Here is a 664-nt window from a genome sequence, read left to right on the forward strand (position 1 = left end):
GCAGGCTTTGGTCGCGAAGATTTACCATCCGAGCTTGCCAGATCACCCAGGTCACGAAATCGCGAAAAAGCAGCAGTCGGGTTTTGGGTCTATGTTGAGCTTTGAATTTGCAGGCTCATTTGAGCAACTTAAAGTGTTTGTTAAAGAGCTCGAACTGTTTTCTCTTGCAGAGTCGCTTGGTGGCGTGGAGAGTTTGATTTGTCACCCCGCATCTATGACGCATCGAGCCATGGGGGAAGAGGCGTTAGCGGAAGCGGGCGTGTCGCATCAGCTGCTTCGTCTGTCTGTGGGTTTAGAAGATGCACAAGACCTGATTGCCGATCTCGATCAAGCCTTTGTAAAAGCTGCTCAGTAATAGGAGAACTAAAAAATGAGTGTACAACGTCAGTTACATAAATTTGGCGGCAGCAGCTTAGCAAACCCTGAATGTTACTTACGTGTGGCCGATATTCTCAAAGAATACTCTGCCGAGAATGATCTGGTGGTGGTATCCGCCGCGGGGAAGACCACTAATCGCTTGATCGAGTTTCTGGAAGGTTTAGACAAAGATGGCCGTATTGCGCATGAAGCACTGCAAGGCTTAAGACAATTCCAGTCGGAGCTAATTGAATCTTTATTAGAAGGCGAGGTACAGACGCAATTGCTCGCTTCTTTGCACGATGAG

Annotated in this window: 1 protein-coding gene and 1 pseudogene; both read left to right on the forward strand. The window is 48.0% G+C overall.

Annotation, left to right across the window (positions count from 1 at the left end; translation table 11 throughout):
* On the forward strand, nucleotides 1–355 hold a 355-nt coding region (locus R7Z49_RS25455; RefSeq protein WP_318112449.1), incomplete at its 5' end, for a PLP-dependent transferase.
* Nucleotides 356–370: 15 nt separating this feature from the next.
* Nucleotides 371–664, forward strand: a pseudogene (gene metL, locus R7Z49_RS25460) (bifunctional aspartate kinase/homoserine dehydrogenase II); the annotation flags it as partial.

This window comes from Vibrio sp. 1562, assembly GCF_033340155.1.
GTDB lineage: Bacteria > Pseudomonadota > Gammaproteobacteria > Enterobacterales > Vibrionaceae > Vibrio > Vibrio alginolyticus.